Raw genomic sequence first — 15,890 nt, 5'->3', positions numbered from 1 at the left:
ATGGACACCCTGACCACCATCGCCACCGACCACACCGCCCTGGCCGAACGTCTTGCCCGGCAGGGGGTGAAGTACGCCGTCGGGTGCTGGGTCGACGTCCTCGGACGTACGAAGTCGAAGATCGTCCCCATCGACCACCTGCCCAATCTCGCCGCCGGCTCGGAGCGGTACACCCCGCGCGGAATGGGCGGCATCGGGCGGATGAACCCCGTCGAGGACGAGGTCATCGGCGTCCCGGACGTCGCCAGCCTGAAGGTGCTGCCGTGGGACAGGCGCTTCGCCTGGATGATCGCGGACATGTCGATGGGCGGACGCGAGCCGTTCGCACTGTGTCCGCGCTCGGCGCTCAAACGGCAGGTCGCCGAGGCCGCCGACATGGGGTACGTCTGCCAGCTCGGCATCGAGCCCGAGTTCTACGTCTTCAAGCCGGAGTCGATCGGCGCCGCGGCGCTGGCTCCCATCGCGCGCAGCGGCCGTATCGCACCCACACCTGCCTATGACCTCGAGGTGTCGCTCGACGCGATGCCGTTCCTGGACCGGGTGACCGAGTACATGACCGAACTGGGCTTCGGGCTCTTCAGTTTCGACGCCGAAGGCGGTGAAGGGCAGTACGAGTTCGACTACGCCCACGACGAGGTGGTCGCCTCGGCCGACCGGATGACGCTGTTCCGGCTGCTGGTGAAGCAGGCGGCGAAGGAGAACGAGCTGCTGGCGACGTTCATGCCCAAGCCGTATGCCGAGACCTGGGGGTCCGGAGCGCATTTCAACATGAGCCTCGAGGACCGCAACACCGGCGAGAACGTCTTCAAGACGGGCACCGGGAACGACGGCTGGCGCAAGGAGGCACTGCACTTCGCCGGCGGCATCCTCAAACACGCCAAGGCGCTCACCGCGCTGGCCAACCCGACCACGAACTCCTACCGCCGTCTCGTCCCGAAACTGGTGGACGGCAACTACTCGTGGGCGCCGACGAAGATCAGCTACGGCCACAACAACCGGTCCTGCATGCTGCGGTTGCCCGCCAACCGGCCGGCGATCGAGAACCGCAGCGTCGACGCCGCGGCCAACACCTACCTGACGGCGGCGTTCATGCTGGCGGCCGGGCTGGAGGGCATCCGCGACGGCATCGACCCGGGCAAGCCCGAGGACGTGGTGTCCTACGAGGACACCTCGATCGCGGTGCTGCCGCGCACGCTGATCGACGCGGTCGAGGAGTTCGAGCGGGACCCCCTGGTGCACAGCGTCTTCCATTCGGCATTCGTGAGGGACTACGCGCAGATGAAGCGTTCCGAGTGGGAACGCAGTCACGCGGAGGTCAGCGACGCCGAGCGCTCCTACTACCTGCTGAACCTGTGACGGTCGTCGGCATCACGCTCGGCGCCTCCGAGCGACGCGAAGTGGTGGCCGCGTTCATCCGTGCGGTGACGGGCGCCGGCGGAACGCCGGTGCTGATCCCCAGCGCGATCGACGCGACGGACATGGTGGACGAGGCGCTCGGCGCGGTGGACGTGCTGCTGCTCTCCAGCGGCGGCGACGTGCATCCCTCGATGTACGGCCAGGATCCGCGCACGACGCTGGACGCGGTCGACCGCAGGCGCGACCGCATGGAGCTACGGGCCGTCGACGTCGCCCGGCGCCACGGCAAACGGATACTCGGAGTCTGCCGCGGAGCACAGGTGCTCTGCGTCGCCACCGGCGGGACGTTGTTCCAGGACCTGGTGGCCGAAGGGCTCGGCGGCCACGTCGACGACTCCCACGACCGCGGTTACGCGACGTTGATGCACCGGGTGAAGGCGGAGGTCGGCTCCACCGTCGACCGCGTCCTGAGCGGGATGGAAACGGTGAACTCTCACCACCACCAGGCGATCCGGGATGTCGGCGAGGTGTTGACCGCGACGGCGTGGGCGGAGGACGGTGTGATCGAGGCCGTCGAGGCGCCGGGGCTGCTCGGGCTGCAATGGCATCCGGAAGCACTGGTGGCCGCCGACGAGCGCCACCTCGAACCGTTCCGGTGGCTCGTCACCGGCGAGCGGGGAAGCGAGCGGAGATGAACCCCCCGTCCGAGGCCACCACCGACGGCACCCGATCGGTGCCGCAGGACGACGGTGCCGTCAAGGACCGGGTCGGCCGCATCGAGCGGTACGGCGTCGAACACATTCCCGAGGAGGAGCGGCGGTCCTCGCCGCGCAACCTGACGAGCATCCTGTCCGGGGGCTCGCTGACGTTCAGCGTGATCATCATCGGCTGGTTCCCGGTCGCCTTCGGGCTGAGCTGGTGGCAGGCGGCGTCCGCGGTGGTGGTCGGCTCGGCCGTCGGCGCCGCGGTGCTGGCGCCCACCGGATTGATGGGCCCGCGCACCGGCACCAATAACCCGGTGTCCAGCGGTGCGTTCTTCGGAGTGGCGGGACGGCTCATCGGCTCCGTCCTCGAGGCGACGGCATCGGTGGCCTTCGCCGCACTGAGCATCTGGACCGGCGGCGACGCCCTCGCCGGCGCGCTGACGAGATTCTTCGGGATCTCCGAGACCGAACCGGTCCGGTTGGTCGCCTACGCCGTGCTGGCGGTCGTGGTCACGATCGTCTCGGTGCTCGGCCACTCCAGCATGGTGTTCTGCCAGCGCTTCATGATCCCCACCGCGGGGACATGCCTACTGGTCGGGCTGCTGGTCTTCGGTGACCGGTTCGACCCGCGGTATCCGGGCACCGGTGAGTACATGCTCGGCTCGATGGGCGCCGCGTGGATGCTGTCGGCGCTGCTGTGCGCGTCGACGGTGGCCTCCTACGGGCCGTACGCGGGTGACTGGGCGCGCCACATCTCGCCGCGGCTGCACTCCGACCGCTCGATCATGCGGGCACTGTTCGTCGGCGGACTGTTCGGCATGGGCGGACCGTTCATGTGGGGCGTGTTCACCTCGGTGGCGCTGTTCGCCAGTGCCGCACCGGGAGCCGGCACGTCCTACGTGCTCGCACTGGTCGACGCGGCGCCGCTGTGGTTCGTGCCCGCGCTGATCTACGTCGGCCTGGCATCGGGCACCGCGCAGGCCGTGATCAACACCTACGGCACCGGGCTGGACACCTCGGCGATCATCCCGCGGCTCAACCGCGTGCAGGCCACGCTGGTGGCGTGTGCGCTGGCGACCGCGCTGGTGTACGTCGGGCACTTCTACTCCGCACTGGCCAACGGCGTGGCGATCTTCCTTGCGGTGCTTGCCTGCTCGTCGATCCCGTGGATCGCCATCCTCACCGTCGGGCACGTGCACCGGCGCGGTTACTACGACGTGTCCGACCTCCAGGTGTTCAACCGGGGCGAGAAGGGCGGGGTCTACTGGTTCACCGGCGGGCTCAACTTCGTCGCGATCGGCGTGTGGGTGCTGTCGGTCGGGGCGGGCCTGTGGTTCTCGCACAACCAGTGGTTCGTCGGCCCCGGCGCGAAGTGGGCCGGCGGGCTCGACATCGGCTTCCTGGTCGCCGGCGGGGTGGCCGTGGCGCTCTACCCGCTGGCACTGCGAGTCTTCCCCGAGCCGGCGGCGGTGTACGGGCCCGGCGGTGCGCCGCGGCCGGCGAAGCGGCGGTGGCCATGACCGCCGCCGTCGGTGACATCATGGGTCTCTCGGTCGCGGCAGAGGAGGACGATGTGGCGGTGACGATCCGCGACGTGGCCGCGGCCGCCGGGGTGTCGCTCACCACCGTGTCGCATGCGCTGAGCAACCAGGGCCGAATCGGGCAGAGCACCCGTGAGCGGGTGCTGCAGGTCGCCGCGGAGCTCGGCTACACCGCCAATGTGCACGCCCAGCAGCTGGTCACCAACCGCAGCCGCACGCTGGCGATCCAGGTCGCGCCGTTCGACCCCGCGAGCGAGTCGAGCATGCTCATCCCGAACTCGGAGTACTTCCTCGAACTGCTCAACGGCGCTTCGGCCGAGGCGGGCAGGTCGGGCTATGCGCTGGTGCTCACACCACCTGGAGTGGGGCCGCGGGCCGTGACGGCGTTCGCGGTCGACGGGGCCATCATCGTCGACCCGCACGGCGACGAGGGTCTGCTGGATCCGTCGTGGACGTCGTCGCATCCGGTGGTCACCGCGGGCCGGACGGCAACCAGGCGCGACGACCCGCACATCGTCGACAACGACCATCTGGCCGCGACGACGAACGCCCTGGAACACATGTGGGAGCAGGGTTTTCGGCGGCCCGCCGCGATCATCACCGACCGGGCCCGGTCCTACACGCGCGACGTGGTCGACGCTTACACGGCCTTCGCGCAGACGCGCGGGATCACGGCGCGCACCGTGGAGACCGGCGCCGGCAGCGCGGCGGGCGACGCGCTGCGCATGCTGCTGGATTCCGACGATCCGCCCGACGCCGTCTACGCCGGCTCCGAGGACATCGCGATGGATGTGCTGCAGGCCGCGAACCGGTCGGGGATCCGGGTGCCGACCGACCTCGGCCTGTGCAGCTGCGTGGACAGCAGCACGTTCAACCTGACGTGCCCGGAGATCACCGGGGTGTTCTGCAACCCGCGCACGATCGGTGAGCGGGCCGTCGCCCTGCTGATCGAGCTGGTCGAGGGCCACGAGCCGGCCCAGCGCGTCGTCACGGTGCCGACCGAACTGCGCGTGCGCAGTTCGACGCTTCGTCACAGCGCCTGAGCTTCGACCCCCGAATTGGCCCTCGACGACCATGAAAAAACCTTTTAGCATAGGAGCATGCCCATGAAGACGCTGGTGATCAGCGCAAGCCCGCGCGAAGACGGGAATTCGCACGTCCTCGCGGAAGCGGCGGTGAACGGTGCCGCCGCGGCGGGTCACGACGTCGAGCACCTGTTCCTCGGCGAGTACGTCGACCGGATGCTCGGCAACTGCCGCACCTGCCGGCGGGCGAGCGACCGCGGCTGCAGCCTCGACGACCGCTACGAGGCACTGCTGCTCGAGCACATGCTGCCCGCCGACGGCATCTTGTACGCGATGCCGCTGTACTTCTACGGCATGCCGGGCCGCCTCAAGACGGTGTTCGACCGGCTGTTCTGCTACACCGCCAACAGCGCACCTCAACAGGACCGCGTGGTCGAGGGCATCATGGGCAAGAAGGTCGGCGTGCTGATCTCCTGCGAGGAGAGCTACGTCGGCGCCACCGCAGGTGTGGTCGCGCAGTTCCAGGAGCTGACCCGCTACCTCAACCAGGAGCTCGTCGGCGTGGTCGTCGGAAACGCCAACAGCCGCGGCGAGATCCGGCTCGACCCCACCGATCCGGTGTCGGGCGCATTCGAACTGGCGCGCCGCCTGTACACCAGTCGCGTCACCGACTACCGCCTCGACACCGTCCGCTCCAACAAGGTGTGGGGCGAGGCGCCGGCCGACTGTGTCAGCGCGCCGTGAGCGCCCGCGAAATCACGAGTCGCTGAATCTGGTTGGTGCCCTCGAAGATCTGGGTGATCTTGGCCTCCCGCATGAACCGCTCGACGCGGTAGTCGCGGGTGTAGCCCACACCGCCGAGCACCTGGACGGCGTCGGTGGTGACCTTCATCGCCGCGTCGGTGGCCACCAGCTTGGCGATGCTGGCCTGCGTCGAGTACGGCAGGTCGAGATCGCGCCTGCGGGCCGCGTCGAGGTAGGTGGTCCGGGCGCTGACCACGGCGGCGGCCATGTCGGCCAGCAGGAAGCCCAGACCCTGATGGTCGATGATCTTGCGGCCGAACGTGGTTCGCTCGTTGGCGTATGCGGTGGCGGCGTCGAGGGCGGCCTGCGCGATGCCGACCGCCACCGCGGCGATGCCGAGCCGGCCGGAGTCCAGGGCGGAGAACGCGATCTGCAGGCCCTGGCCCTCGGCGCCGATCCGGCGGTCGGCGTCGACGCGCGCCCCGTCGTAGTACGCCGCCGTCGTCGGGACGGCGTGCAGCCCCATCTTCTCCTCGGGCACACCGAAACTCAGCCCGTCGAGATCGCCCGGCACCAGGAAACACGAGATGCCCTTCGACCCGTCACCGGTGCGGGCGAACAGCGTGTAGAAGTCGGCCCGCCCACCGTGGGTGATCCAGGACTTCTCGCCGGTGATGACGTAGCCGTCGTCGCCCGGGATAGCCGCGCACCGCAGCGCCGCGGCATCCGATCCGGCCTGCGGCTCCGACAGGCTGTACGCGCCGATCTGCTCACCGGACAGCATCCCTGGCAGCCAGCGCTGCTTCTGCTCCTCGGTGCCGAACGCCAGCAGCGGATGCGACGACAGGCTGTGCACGCTGACCGCGACCGCGACCGCCGCCCACCGCGCCGCGATCTCCTCGAGCACCTGCAGATACACCTCATAGGGCTGGCCGCCGCCGCCCCACTCCTCGGGTTGCGGCAGGCTCAGCAGGCCGGCGGCGCCGAGTTGGGCGAACACCCCGTCGGGATAGGTCTCGGCCTTCTCGTGCTCATCGACGATCGGTTCGAGCACCTTGTCGGCGATGTCGCGCGTCAGGGCGATGAGATCGCGCGCCTCGTCGGAGGGCAGCAGACGGTCAACGGGCATGGTCGAACATCCTAGTGATCCGCGCTGAGCGATCGACTAGCGCTGCCCGCCCGGTCTCGAATTTGCGCTGATGGTCGTGATTCCGCGGACTGCACGACCCTGAGCGCAAAATCGACGGCGATTACGCGTGCTCGCTGACCGAGAGCTCCGAATTGATCGCGTCGACCCGGTCTTTGGCGTCGCCGAACAGCATCTGGGTGTTCTCCCGGAAGAACAGCGGGTTCTGCACGCCCGCGTAGCCCGACGCCATGGACCGCTTGAAGACGATGACGTGGTCCGCGTTCCACACCGTCAGCACCGGCATCCCGGCGATCGGACTGCTCGGATCCTCGGACGCCGCCGGGTTGACGGTGTCGTTGGCGCCGATCACGAGGACCACGGACGTGCCGTCGAAGTCGTCGTTGATCTCGTCCATCTCGAGCACGATGTCGTAGGGCACCTTGGCCTCGGCCAGCAGCACGTTCATGTGGCCCGGCAGGCGTCCCGCGACGGGGTGGATGCCGAAGCGCACGTCGACACCGCGCTCCCGCAGCTTGCGGGTCAGGTCGGCGACGCCGTACTGGGCCTGCGCGACGGCCATCCCGTAGCCGGGCGTGATGATCACCGACGAAGCGGAGCTGAGCAGCTCGGCGGCGCCCTCGGCGGTGATCTCGCGGTGCTCGCCGTAGTCCTTGTCCTCGCCCGGGCCCGCCTCGATGCCGAAGCCGCCCGCGATGACGGAGATGAACGACCGGTTCATCGCCTTGCACATGATGTAGGACAGGTATGCACCGGACGAGCCGACCAGCGCGCCGGTGATGATCAGCAGGTCGTTGCCGAGCAGGAAGCCCGACGCCGCGGCGGCCCAGCCGGAGTAGCTGTTGAGCATCGACACCACCACCGGCATGTCACCGCCGCCGATCGAGGCGACCAGATGCCAGCCCAGCAGCAGCGCCAGCACCGTGACGGCGATCAGCAGCCACAGCTGCGGGTCGATCACGAACCACACGGTGAGCGCGGCGAACACCACCAGCGCACCGACGTTGAGGAAGTTCTTGCCCGGCAGCATCATCGGCGCGGACTTGATGCGCGCCGACAGCTTCAGGTTGGCCACGATGGAACCGGTGAACGTCACCGCGCCGATGAAGACGCCGATGACGACCTCGGCGGAGTGGATGCCGAGCATTCCCTCGCCCGCCAGTTGGACGGCTTCTGCGCCGTTTGCGTCGCCCTCGACGTGCAGGTAGCCGTTCCAGCCGACCAGCACGGCGGCCAGGCCGACGAACGAGTGCAGCAGCGCGATCAGCTCGGGCATGCCGGTCATCTCGACGACCTTGGCGCGCCACAGCCCGATCGCGGCGCCGATGACCACGGCGCCGGCGAGCAGGGCAAGGCCGACCGGCTCGATGTGGCGGGCCAGCGCGAGCCCGACGGTCGCGATCAGCGCCAGCGCCATGCCGGCGATGCCGAAACTGTTGCCGGCGCGCGATGTCTCGTGCCTGGACAGGCCGGCCAGCGCGAGGATGAACAGCAGCGCTGCGACGACGTAGGCCGCGGTGGCGGCAGTTTCTATGGTGAACATGTCAGCTCCTCGAGAACATCGCGAGCATGCGGCGGGTCACCGCGAAGCCGCCGAAGACGTTGATGCTGGCGAGCAGGATGGCGAGCGTGGCGACCGCTGTCACGATGGGATCACCGTGGCCGATCTGCAGCAGCGCGCCGACCACGATGATGCCGGAGATCGCGTTGGTCACCGACATGAGCGGTGTGTGCAGCGCGTGGTGCACGTTGCCGATCACGTAGTAGCCGATCACGATCGCCAGCGCGAACACCGTGAGGTGCACCTGCAGCGCGGCCGGCGAGAAGGCGATGAGGGCGAACAGCACCGCGGCCGCGGCGAAGGCGATGCCCAGCCGGCGTCCCGTCGACATCGGCACCTTGGCCTTGGGCGCCTCGGCCGGGGCGGCCTTGGCGGCGGCGGCCGGTGCCGCGGACACCTGCACCGGTGGCGGCGGCCAGGTGACCTCGCCATCGCGCACGACGGTCACCGACCGCTGCACCACGTCGTCGAAGTCCAGGGTGAGCTGGCCGTCCTTCTCGGGGGTGAGCAGCTTGAGCAGGTTCACCAGGTTGGTGCCGTAGAGCTGGGAGGCCGTCGCGGGCAGCCGTCCGGCCAGATCGGTGTAGCCGATGATCGTCACGCCGTTGTCGGTGACGACCGCCTGGTCCTTGACCGTGCCCTCGACGTTGCCGCCGTTGGCCGCGGCCATGTCCACGATCACGCTGCCCGGCTTCATGGAGGCGACCATCTCCGCGGTGATGATGCGCGGCGCCGGCCGGCCCGGGATCAGCGCGGTGGTGATGATGATGTCGACGTCCTTGGTCTGCTCGGCGTACAGGGCCGCCTCGCGGGCCTTGTAGTCGTCGCCCATCTCCTTGGCGTAGCCGGTCGCCGATATCTCGGCTGCCTCCGGGTCGACGTAGAGGTACTCCCCGCCGAGCGACTTGACCTGGTCGGCGACCTCTGGCCGCGGATCGGTTGCCCGGACGATGGCGCCCATGCTGCCCGCGGCGCCGATGGCGGCCAGCCCGGCCACGCCCGCGCCGACGACGAGCACCTTGGCCGGCGGCACCTTGCCCGCCGCGGTCACCTGCCCGGTGAAGAACCGGCCGAAGCTGTGCGCCGCCTCGACGACGGCCCGGTATCCGGCGATGTTGGCCATCGACGACAGCACGTCCAGCGACTGCGCCCGGGAGATGCGCGGGACGGCGTCCATCGCCAGCACCGTGACGGGACGGGCGGACAGCTTCTCGACGAGCTCGGGGTTCAGCGCCGGTGAGATCAGGCTGATCAGGGTGGCACCGTCGCGCAGGGCGGAGATCTCGGCGTCGGCGGGTGCGTTGACCTTGAGGACGACGTCGGCGGACAGCGCTTCTTCGGACGAGCCGACCTGGGCGCCTGCGTCGACGTACGCCTCATCGGAGAAGCTGGAGGCGTCACCGGCACCGGACTCGACGACGACGGAGTAGCCGAGCTTGATCAGCGCTCCGACGGTCTGCGGCGTGCCGGCGACACGCGTCTCACCCGCGTGGGACTCGCGCGGTATTCCGATAATCATCCGAAGAGTCTCCCATTTGCTCTCCGGACCCGCGCGTGGCCCTCGGGCGGTAAGCGGTGCGCTTACCCGCCGCGCCGACAGCGGGGCGGGTTCACCAGGACAGGTCGGGCTCCGATTCCGCGCAGCGAAGGTCGAGATCGGCCGCCGGCAGCGTCACCGTCCTGCTCACGCGGTCGGCGTCGGCCGGGTCGGCGAACCGGATGGCGCCGGCGCTCCACCGGCGCACCCGATTGACGGCCCACGAGGCGCGGCAGACCACCGACGCGCCCTCGGTCTCCACGGCGACGGCGCCGACTCCGGGCCGCGCACACTCGTCGATGACGGCCGTCACGGCACCCCGCGGCAGCACCGCCCGTCCCGTGACGGTGACCGCCATTCGGCAGCGCCGCCGCACGCCCTCCGGAATCGGACCGGTCCGCACGCGCTGGTCCTCGATGCCGGTCTCGCGGAGCAGCGGGCCGCCCCGCGGACCGTCGACCCAGATGCCGACGTCCTCGTGCAGGAAGCAGGCGATGGTGCCGACGAGCGACGCCGCGCTGTGCGCGGCGGCGTCGACCTGCACAGCGACGTCGGGCAGCGCGTAGCGCAGTCCCGGCCTGCGGGCATCCGGATCGGTGATGCGCCGCGCCAGGGTGAGCGCCTCGGCGTTCTTCGTGGCCCGGCGGTCGGCGACGGGACGGTCGGCCCAGTCGGGGCCGTCGTGCCAGGCGACGGCGTCGCGGGCGTGGTGCAGGACGGCGCCGTTGGCCATCGCGCGGTGAGCGAACTCCCAGTCCTCGCCGCCGTACCGGCCGAACGACTCGTCGAAGCCGCCCGTGTCCGCGAACAGTGTCGCGCTACAGCACATCACCGAACTGATGACGTAGCGGTAGGAGCGGTGGTCGACGTCGAGGAGGTCACCGCTGGCCCGGTACGCGTCGGCCAGCCAGGCCGGCTCGCGCAGCACCGGTGGTGCGATGGCACCCGCCCACCAGTCCGGAAGGCGCTCGGGGCCGATGCCGTCGAGCTCCGCGTGGCGGCGCCGGCCCACCACCAGCGCGTCCGGAACCTGTGCCGGAAGCCGGGTGATCTCGCTTAGGTAGGACGGCTCGGGGACGGTGTCGGCGTCGAGGAAGCACAACACCGTCGCGTCGGTCGCGGCGGCGCCGAGATTGCGGGCGGCCGCGGCGCGGAATCCGAGGTCGTCCTGCCGGACGGTACTCACGCGCAGGCTTGTCGGCGGGATCGTCGGCGCAACGGCCGAGCCGTCGTCGGCGACGACGACGTGAATGAGACGACGGGGGTGGGTCTGCAGCTCCAGTGCGGCCACCAGGCGCTCGAGTTCGGTCTGCTGGTTGTAGAACGGCACCACCACCGCCACGGTTGGCAGGTCGCGGGGGTACCCGGTCACCAGGTCCCACCGGTTGGCGGGAACGGTGACATGCCCATCGGTCAGCGGCACCACCGCGTCCGGGACGGTCATCGATGCCACCGCCCGAGCAGCTCGGCATAACGGGCGGCGGCCTCGTCCCTCGTCGGCGTGCACACCGTCGCGGCGGTCAGCCAGGTGTGCCGGGGCTCGGCGAGTGCCCGGGCCAGCGACTCGCGCAGCCCGTCGGCGGAGTCCGGATACAGCGACAACACTCCAGGATTGCGGACGTCGATCTCGCGGGTGTACCGGTTCGACGGGGCCAGCGGCCGACGGCCCGCGGCGAGCCATGAGTTCAGCGATCCCGACGCCGAGATGTGCCGATGCGGTGCCACAGGCACCGTGACACGGCGCAGCGCCTCGGTCACCGCGTCGTCGGGCAGATGACCGGTCAAGGCGAACCGGCGGCCACGACGCGCACTTCGAGCATGCAGTTCCTCGATCAGGTCGTCGTGTCCCGCCGACGGCTCTCCGATCGCCAGCACCTCGATGCCCGGGTCCGAACCGGTCAGGGCATCTATCACCTCGGCGTGGCCCTTGCCGGGGTAGACGAAGCCGAAGATGCCGACCGTCGGCGGCGCCGAGACCACCGGTGCGGGCGTGAAGGAGACGTCGATCGGCAATGGCACCACGCCGACACGGTCCGCCGGTGCGCCGGACTCGATGAGCAGCGACCGCTCGTGTTCGCTGCTGACGACGATCCCGTCGGCGGCGTCGGCGACGCGCCGGTATGCCGCCACCCGTCGCCGGTGGTTCGCCCCGTCGGACGGCTGCGGCAGGTCGTGCAGGGTCGCCGTCACGCGGCCGCCGCCTGCGCGCACCACGCCGGCGACGGCGACCACCGCCTCGGCGGCCTCCTCCGGAGTGCTGCCGAACAGCCGGTCGGTGAACTGGAGATGCACACCGCCGGTCCAGGCCCATTCCGGCAGGAAGTCCGCGACCCCCGCGGCGGACACCGTGCTGATGTCGAATCCGTTGTTGAGCAGAGCATTTCCGAGATCGACACCGAAGCGCACGACGCCGTGCCGACGAGGCCCGACGACCAGATGGATGACGGCCGGCTTCAACGTCGCACCCGGCGCCCCGTCAGGCCCAGCAGCTCGGCGGCGGCCGCATGCCGCTGCAGGGCGAGTTCGATGTAAGCAGGATTATCTGCATACCAACGCATCTGGGTGGCATGCACGTCCTGCGGCGACAGCGGACCGAGCTCTGTGGTCCAGCAGGCGCGCGGCGCAGCGTCGATCCGCAGCGCCTCGAGCACCCGCGCCTCGAGCGGTGCGTGGACCGAGCGGAGCAGGGTCCGCGGCGGCGCGGGCACCGGCGCCGCCACGCCCTGCGATGCGAGGATGCGCCTGCCCAGCTCGACGAGCACGGAGTTACCCGGATGGTTGATGGTGTGGGCGGCGTCGGCGCCGAACCGCATCAGCACGTCGGACACGCCGACATCGGTGTCGCGTTGCTCCCTGCGGGCGAGTTCGGCGCGGCTGGCCTCGGCGGCCGCGACGATCTGGGCCGCGGACACGTCGACATCCCAGGGCGCCTCCGGTGTCCGTCCGTCCCGTGCGGCCACGATCGTGCGCAGGTCGTGGTAGGGCACCGCCGGCGGGACGACGGACCGGTCGGCGGGGTGCCGCACGATGACCTGGAACGGGTACAGGCCGGCGTACCGGATCACCGGCCACCGCACCATGGTCGCCGACCGGGGGAGACGGGCGGCGAGCTGGCCGGTGCCGATCGGCAGATCCCGGTAGTCGGGCCGGATCGGCTGGCAGGCCAGCACCGACGTCCGCGCGAGCAACGCCTCGAGGTATGGCAGATCGGTGGCCGCCAGCTCGTGCACCGGGGGTGTCCGCACGGTCCGGTACGGCCGGCCCGGCACCGCGTCGAGCACCAGGCGCAGCGCCTCGGCCTGACAGTTCCCCATGATCAACCACAGCGGCTCGGACGACGTCGAACCGGACCCCCCGTAGAAGTCCCGATAGTGCGCAGCCCGCCCGCCGATTTCGGTCACCTCCGCGAGCGTAGATGTCCCGGACGCGGGGTATAGAGCCCCGGCGGCACATCGTCGGTGACGGTGGCGAAGTGTCGCCCGCCGCTGTCCGAAGAAGGTTGAGCATTTGATCACCGTGGCCTCTGTTCCTGCGGGGCATCCTTATGTCCACGCCATGACTGACACCGAAGATGTTGCACTGCTGCATGATCCGGTGCCGCCGGGTGCGACGCTGCCGGGACAGTGGTGGCCGCCGCGCATGCTCGAGCCGAATTATCTGATCGGTCAAATTGATTCGATCGACGTGCTGCACGTGCACTTCGGCTTCGACGCCACCGCGCCCGAGGTGCTGCGCGACGTCGTGCGGATCCTGCGAGCCCACCGTGTGCCGCTGGTGCTGACCGTGCACGATCTGCACAACCCGCACTTCGTCGACACCACCGACCACCTGGCCCGCCTCGACGTCCTCGTCCCCGCCGCGGCCGAGGTGATCACCCTCACCCGGGGTGCGGCCGACGCCGTCTTCGCGCGGTGGGGGCGCACCGCGACCTCGCTGCCGCATCCGCACGTGCTGCAGATCGAGGCCGTCGGCGCGCCGCGCGAACGACGCCCCGAACCCGTGGTGGCGGTGCACGCCAAATCGCTGCGCGCCAACATCGATCCCCTACCGGTGATCGACGGCCTGCTGTCGGTGGACCGGCCGGGCTGGAGGCTGCGCCTCGACGTCGACGAGGAGGCGACCTCGTCGCCCCGGGCGGACGAGCTGTTCTGTGGCCGCCTCGACGATCTGCGCACCCGAGGGGTCGACGTGCGGGTGCACCCGCGCTTCACCGACGACGAGCTGGTGGACTATCTGCACGAGGTGGACGTCCTCGTGCTGCCCTATCGGTTCGGCACCCACTCCGGCTGGGTCGAGGCCTGCTTCGACGCCGGTGTCTGCGCGGTCGTCCCGGACTGCGGCTTCTTCCACGAGCAGCACGATTTCCCGACCTACCGCTGCGGGTCGGGCGTGCCCGACGCGGTGACCCTGCGGTCCGCGGTCAGCGACGCCGTCGACAGGATCCGCGCCGGGCGCCCGCGCGAGGACGTCGGCCGCCGCTGCGAGAGGCGCAACGAACGAACTCGCGTCCGCCGGCAGACGACTGAAATCTATCGCCGGCTGCTCGCCGGAGTGGCGGCCGCGGCATGATCCGCCCGTTGCGGATCGCGCTGCTCGCGTCGTCCCGCTACCCCGTCCGTCAGCCGTTCGCGGGTGGCCTCGAAGCCTTCGTCTACGAGTTCGCCCGGGCGCTCACCGCCGCGGGTCACCACGTCACGATGTTCGCCGCGCCCGGTTCTGCTGTCGACCTGCCCTGGGATGTGTTGCCGGTGCACACGTTCGAGATGAGCGAAGTGTCGCGCGAGGACCCGTCGGTGCCGGAGTGGGTGGTGCACGAAACCCACGCATATCTCTCGGTGATGCTGGATCTCGCTGACACGCTCCGGGATTCGTTCGACATCGTGCACAATCACAGCCTGCACTATCTCCCGCTGGCGATGGCGCGAACCATCGCGGCGCCGATGCTGACGACGTTGCACACCCCTCCGCTGAAGTGGCTGGAGCAGGCGGTGGCCCTGCCCGGCGGGGTGGCGAGCGAGTTCGTGGCGGTCAGCGGGTTCACCGCCCGCCAGTGGGAGCCGGTGAACGGGCCGGTGCCGGTGATCCCCAACGGCATCAACCTCGACGACTGGCGACCCGGGCCCGGCGGCGACTACGCGGTGTGGAGCGGGCGCCTGGTGCCCGAGAAGGGTCTGCCCGACGCGATCGCGGCGGCACGCCGCGCCGGCATCCCACTCCGGATCGCCGGACCGGTGGGCGCCCCGGACTACTTCGCCGAGCACGTCCGGCCTCAGCTCGACGGCTCGGTGAGCTACGAGGGACACCTGTGCCGCGAAGATCTCAACGACCTCGTCGGAGGTGCCGCGGTCGCGCTGGTTACACCGCATTGGGAAGAGCCCTACGGGCTGGTCACGGCCGAGGCGCTGGCGTGCGGCACGCCCGTCGCCGCGTTCGCGCGTGGCGGCATTCCCGAGATCCTCGACGCGACCAGCGGCCGGCTCGCACCGCCCGATGACGTCGACGCCCTCGCCGGCGCGATCGTGCGCGCCGCCGAACTGCCGCGGGCACGGGTGCGCGCCCGCGCCGAAGCGCACTGTTCCCAGGCGGTGATGGTGCGCCGGTACCTCGACTGCTACTCCGGGCTGCTCGACGAGGAACCCGAAAGCCTGTCGGCGTGATCGGCTACTACGTCCACCATCACGGGCGGGGGCACCTCACCCGCGCACTGGGCATCACCCGGCACCTCCGGGAGGACGTGGTGTTCTTCTCGTCGTCACCGAGGCCGGCGACGATCCGGCCCGGTGACGACTGGGTGCAGCTGCCCTCCGACGTGCCGCCCACCGACCCGGCCCCCGTCGATGCCACCGCGAACGGCCGGCTGCACTGGGCGCCCGTGGGAGTGGGCGGGCTCGCCGAACGGTCGGCGATGCTCCTCGACGCGATCGTGGAACTGCGCCCGCGCCGCATGGTCGTCGACGTCTCGGTGGAGGTGACGATGCTGGTCCGGCTGGCCGGCGTGCCGGTGACGGTGATGGCGATGCCCGGGGACCGCACCGACGAGGCGCACCGGCTGGCCTACGACGTCGCCGACCGCATCGTGGCGCCGTGGTCCGCCGACGTGTACCGGCCCGCCTGGCTCCGTCGGTACGACGAGAAGACCCACTACGTCGGCTCGATCAGCCGGTTCGACGGGATGCCCCGGCAACCCGCGACGGAGCCGACCGCGGCGACCGGGCTGCTGCTCGCGGGCGCAGGCGGGTCGGCGGCGCCGCGCGCCGCGCGACGCGCCGGCCGAA

At 70.4% G+C, this 15,890-nt stretch carries 13 protein-coding genes and 1 pseudogene; 8 read left to right on the top strand and 6 right to left on the bottom strand.

Annotated features, from left to right (window positions below; translation table 11 throughout):
* The 5 genes from H7I41_RS23310 to H7I41_RS23290 are packed head-to-tail and all read left to right on the top strand — an operon-like array spanning window position 1 to window position 5,370.
* Window positions 1-1,356, top strand: coding sequence for a glutamine synthetase family protein (locus H7I41_RS23310; RefSeq protein ID WP_264014997.1), 1,356 nt, complete (start codon window positions 1-3; stop codon window positions 1,354-1,356).
* Window positions 1,353-2,051 carry a gamma-glutamyl-gamma-aminobutyrate hydrolase family protein gene (locus tag H7I41_RS23305; protein ID WP_264014996.1) on the top strand — a complete coding sequence of 233 codons (699 nt, stop codon included), beginning with the start codon at window positions 1,353-1,355 and terminating at the stop codon, window positions 2,049-2,051. Before H7I41_RS23310 ends, H7I41_RS23305 begins: the two co-directional genes overlap by 4 nt.
* Complete coding sequence (locus H7I41_RS23300; protein WP_264014995.1) at window positions 2,048-3,580, top strand: purine-cytosine permease family protein; 1,533 nt, start codon at window positions 2,048-2,050, stop codon at window positions 3,578-3,580. Before H7I41_RS23305 ends, H7I41_RS23300 begins: the two co-directional genes overlap by 4 nt.
* A complete protein-coding gene (locus H7I41_RS23295) occupies window positions 3,577-4,644 on the top strand; it encodes a LacI family DNA-binding transcriptional regulator (RefSeq protein WP_264015019.1) in 1,068 nt (355 codons plus the stop codon). Before H7I41_RS23300 ends, H7I41_RS23295 begins: the two co-directional genes overlap by 4 nt.
* Window positions 4,645-4,701: 57 nt before the next feature.
* A complete protein-coding gene (locus H7I41_RS23290; RefSeq protein ID WP_264014994.1) occupies window positions 4,702-5,370 on the top strand; it encodes a flavodoxin family protein in 669 nt (222 codons plus the stop codon).
* Here the strand turns inward: H7I41_RS23290 and H7I41_RS23285 are convergent.
* The 6 genes from H7I41_RS23285 to H7I41_RS23260 all read right to left on the bottom strand — a co-directional run bounded on the left by H7I41_RS23285 (window position 5,357) and on the right by H7I41_RS23260 (window position 13,016).
* A complete protein-coding gene (locus H7I41_RS23285; protein WP_264014993.1) occupies window positions 5,357-6,499 on the bottom strand; it encodes an acyl-CoA dehydrogenase family protein in 1,143 nt (380 codons plus the stop codon). The genes H7I41_RS23290 and H7I41_RS23285 overlap by 14 nt on opposite strands.
* A gap of 121 nt (window positions 6,500-6,620) precedes the next feature.
* Entirely contained in the window at window positions 6,621-8,060 is a 1,440-nt protein-coding gene (gene pntB / locus H7I41_RS23280; protein ID WP_264014992.1) for a Re/Si-specific NAD(P)(+) transhydrogenase subunit beta, read from the bottom strand.
* Window position 8,061: 1 nt separating this feature from the next.
* A complete protein-coding gene (locus H7I41_RS23275) occupies window positions 8,062-9,597 on the bottom strand; it encodes a Re/Si-specific NAD(P)(+) transhydrogenase subunit alpha (protein WP_264014991.1) in 1,536 nt (511 codons plus the stop codon).
* A gap of 91 nt (window positions 9,598-9,688) precedes the next feature.
* Window positions 9,689-11,059 carry a glycosyltransferase family 2 protein gene (locus H7I41_RS23270; protein WP_264014990.1) on the bottom strand — a complete coding sequence of 457 codons (1,371 nt, stop codon included), beginning with the start codon at window positions 11,057-11,059 and terminating at the stop codon, window positions 9,689-9,691.
* Window positions 11,056-12,072 (bottom strand): glycosyltransferase, encoded by a 1,017-nt coding sequence (locus tag H7I41_RS23265; RefSeq protein ID WP_264014989.1) that lies wholly within the window; start codon window positions 12,070-12,072, stop codon window positions 11,056-11,058. The genes H7I41_RS23270 and H7I41_RS23265 overlap by 4 nt, the downstream gene beginning before the upstream one ends.
* The gene (locus H7I41_RS23260; RefSeq protein WP_264014988.1) at window positions 12,069-13,016 is read right to left on the bottom strand and encodes a WcbI family polysaccharide biosynthesis putative acetyltransferase; all 948 of its coding nucleotides are present in this window, start codon (window positions 13,014-13,016) and stop codon (window positions 12,069-12,071) included. The genes H7I41_RS23265 and H7I41_RS23260 overlap by 4 nt, the downstream gene beginning before the upstream one ends.
* A 154-nt stretch (window positions 13,017-13,170) precedes the next feature.
* Here H7I41_RS23260 and H7I41_RS23255 point away from each other — a divergent pair, with 154 nt between their 5' ends.
* From H7I41_RS23255 to H7I41_RS23245, 3 genes and pseudogenes are all read left to right on the top strand, one after another.
* On the top strand, window positions 13,171-14,184 hold the full coding sequence (locus H7I41_RS23255; RefSeq protein ID WP_264014987.1) for a hypothetical protein: 1,014 nt from the start codon (window positions 13,171-13,173) through the stop codon (window positions 14,182-14,184).
* Window positions 14,181-15,272 carry a glycosyltransferase gene (locus tag H7I41_RS23250; protein ID WP_264014986.1) on the top strand — a complete coding sequence of 364 codons (1,092 nt, stop codon included), beginning with the start codon at window positions 14,181-14,183 and terminating at the stop codon, window positions 15,270-15,272. The genes H7I41_RS23255 and H7I41_RS23250 overlap by 4 nt, the downstream gene beginning before the upstream one ends.
* Window positions 15,269-15,890 (top strand): annotated as a pseudogene (locus tag H7I41_RS23245) (glycosyltransferase); the annotation flags it as partial. The gene H7I41_RS23250 and the pseudogene H7I41_RS23245, both read left to right, overlap by 4 nt.

This window comes from [Mycobacterium] manitobense (assembly GCF_025821665.1).
Lineage (GTDB): Bacteria > Actinomycetota > Actinomycetes > Mycobacteriales > Mycobacteriaceae > Mycobacterium > Mycobacterium arseniciresistens.
This window is presented reverse-complemented; position numbering and strand designations above follow the sequence as displayed.